We start from the raw sequence: 2,954 nt of genomic DNA, 5'->3' as shown, positions 1-2,954 counted from the left end.
CGCGCAGCGTGTCATGCGCATATTCGGTGCGGAACAGACCCCGCGCTTGCAGGATCGGCACCACCTCCTCACGGAAGCGGCGGAACGGTTCGGGCGAACCGGCGAATTGCGAGCGCCAATCACCGAAGCGATCGACGGCCAGGCGCAGTGCCACACCCGCCTCCTGCGCTGTCTGGATGATCCGCTTGGCCTGCCCCATATAGCTGTGGTCGAGCGCTTAACGACCAGCGTCTTCGATCGCGCGAGCCTTCTCATCGCTGTCGGCAATGATCGGCTTCGGGTCGGCGAGGATATTCATAGGCTCGGGATCGAGCCAACTCGACTGGTCGCTACCCGCCCCCTCCAGGATCGCGCCCTGATGCAGTTGGCTGTGCGTTTCGTCGGCCATCGTCGCCTCCCTTGGATGAGACGAGCGTAACCGTGCGGGGCCCACCGGCATAACGAGAGCTTCTCATAGGCTGTTGTGAAAGGCTGATGAACAGGTTGTTGCAGAAGAATGCAACGAAAAGGCCAAGTTCATTAGTTACGGATTACCTCCGAAAATGCTGCTCAAGTGACGTTGATTTTCTAAAAATCCGCTTCCTGTTGACAGTGTAGGAACGCGTCCCGTCCGGTCAGCGTAATAGACAACCCGCGAGGAAATGGCTGATATTGCTCTGCTCTGACGCCCAAACAGGCGCTTTGCAACATCCTGCAAAGAAGCTGAAATATCTCCAAGGTTGCTAACGCGACCGATTCGCATTAGCTGGACCCCGAATTTAGGGGATCATCATGCGCAGAATTTCCATCGCCACCGCCCTCATTCTGGCGGGCACGTCCACCATCGCCCATGCACAGGCCGCACCCGCGGAGGCGAACCGCGACGACATCATCATCGTCACCGCGACCGGTCAGTCGTCGGCCATTTCGACCACCAAGAGCGCCACGCCGATCATCGAGTCGCCCCAGTCGATCTCGATCATCAGTCGCGAGGAAATCAATCTGCGCGCCTCACCGACGATCGCTGATGCGCTGGCCTATACGGCGGGCGTGCAGTCGGAAAGCTGGGGCGTGGACAGCCGCGTCGACGAAGTGTCGGTGCGTGGCTTTGGCGCGGGTGGCTTTTCGTCCAACAATAATTTCGTCGACGGCCTGCGCCTGCCTTCGGGTGGACAATGGACGCGGCCGGGCTTTGATTCCTATGCGCTGGAGCAGATCGAAGTGCTCAAGGGCCCTTCGGGCGCGCTCTACGGCCAAACCGCGCCAGGCGGCCTGGTCAATATCGTCACCAAGCGGCCGACCGACGAATTCCAGGCCAATGTCATGCTCCAGGCGATCGGCACGACCGACCTCGACAACTGGAACTATCAGGCGGCGGCCGATGTCAGCGGGCCAATTACTTCGACCCTGTCGGGCCGGATCGTCGGCCTGTCGCGCTATGGCGATACCCAGGTCGAGGATGTCTCGATCGGCCGCCGCTATATTTCGCCCAGTCTGACCTGGAAGCCGGACGATGCCACGACCTGGACGATCCTGGGCCAGTATCAGCAGGATAAGGGTGGTTCGACCTTCCAGTTCCTGCCGGCGCTGGGTGCGCTCTATCCCAGCAACGGCAAATATATCGCCAATGACGACAATCTGGGCGAGCCGGACTGGAACACCTTTGACCGCAACCAGTATCTGATCGGCTCCTTCTTCGAGCATAAGTTCAACGACGCGATCACGATCCGCAACAACAGCCGTTATACCCATCTCGACACGCTCTATCGCGTCGTCGTGCTGTCGGGGAACACGCTGACGACCTGCCCGTCGAGCATCGCGGCTTGCATTCCCGGCCAGACGATCAGCCGACGCGCGGTGCAGGGCAAGGGCGAGAGCGACGGCCTGGCCACCGACACCCAGTTGGAGGCCAAATTCACCACCGGTCCGGTGGAGCACACACTGCTGGGCGGGGTCGACTATTTCCACACGGAGTGGGAGCATTATCGCGACCTCGTCAGTTCGTCGCTGGTGCTGCCCATCCTCGATATCTTCGATCCGGTGTCGCGTGGCTCGGCCGGCTATGCCAGCAACATGTCGCCGCAAGTCTATACCGAAACGGTCAGCAAGCAGGCGGGCGTCTATCTGCAGGACCAGATCAAGCTGGGTAAGTTGCGGCTGACCGTGGGCGGCCGGCAGGACTGGGCGAAGGACAATACCTACAACCCCATCACCGGTAATCGCTACATCACCAAGAGCGACGCCTTCACCTGGCGCGCCGGCGCCGTCTACATGTTCGACAATGGCCTGGCGCCCTATGCCAGCTATTCCGAAAGCTTCCAGCCGCAGGTCAGCGATCCCACGACCAATCTGACGGCTGAGCCATTCAAGCCGACGACGGGCCAGCAATATGAAGCGGGCATCCGCTACCAGCATGGCGACAATATCTATGTGACGCTGGGCGCCTATCAGATCACCCAGCAGAATATGACCACGCCCGCGACCCTGGCGGACCTTCCCACAGGCAGCACTGCCGCCACGCTAGCCGCTAAGCCTTGTGCGCCCAGCTGTCAGGTGCAGACCGGCGAGGGACGGGTGCGCGGGCTTGAGTTCGAGAGCAAGGCGACCCTGCCCTGGGGCATGGCGGTGATCGCGACCGCGACCCGCATGGACAGCAAGGTCACCAAGTCGAACACGGCGGGTCAGGTCGGCAACGAGTTGCCGCAGGTGCCCGAATGGATGGCGTCGCTGTTCCTCAACCAGACGATCGAAGGCGGTTCGCTCGCCGGCCTCGGTTTCGGCGGCGGCGTGCGCTATACCGGCAAGAGCTATGGCGACACCGCCAACTCGCTCCGCATTCCCGACTATACATTGTTCGACCTCTTCATCCGCTATGACCTGGGCAAGGCGTCGGACGCACTGGAGGGCATGACCTTCTCGATCAACGGCCGCAACATCGCCGACAAGCGCTATGTCGCGACCTGCAGCGCGGTTTC

The 2,954-nt window shown here is 61.3% G+C and carries 2 protein-coding genes; one reads left to right on the top strand and one right to left on the bottom strand.

The window, feature by feature from the left end:
- Positions 1-217 precede the first annotated feature (217 nt).
- The gene (locus tag JQK15_RS26230) at positions 218-388 is read right to left on the bottom strand and encodes a hypothetical protein (protein ID WP_214869550.1); all 171 of its coding nucleotides are present in this window, start codon (positions 386-388) and stop codon (positions 218-220) included.
- A gap of 383 nt (positions 389-771) precedes the next feature.
- Between JQK15_RS26230 and JQK15_RS26225 the strand changes: the two genes are divergently transcribed.
- Positions 772-2,954, top strand: a 2,183-nt coding sequence (locus tag JQK15_RS26225; RefSeq protein WP_214869548.1) for a TonB-dependent siderophore receptor, incomplete at its 3' end; no start/stop codon positions are given.

Origin of the sequence: Sphingobium sp. BHU LFT2, assembly GCF_018604485.1 — a bacterium.
Taxonomy (GTDB): domain Bacteria; phylum Pseudomonadota; class Alphaproteobacteria; order Sphingomonadales; family Sphingomonadaceae; genus Sphingobium; species Sphingobium yanoikuyae_A.
This window is presented reverse-complemented; position numbering and strand designations above follow the sequence as displayed.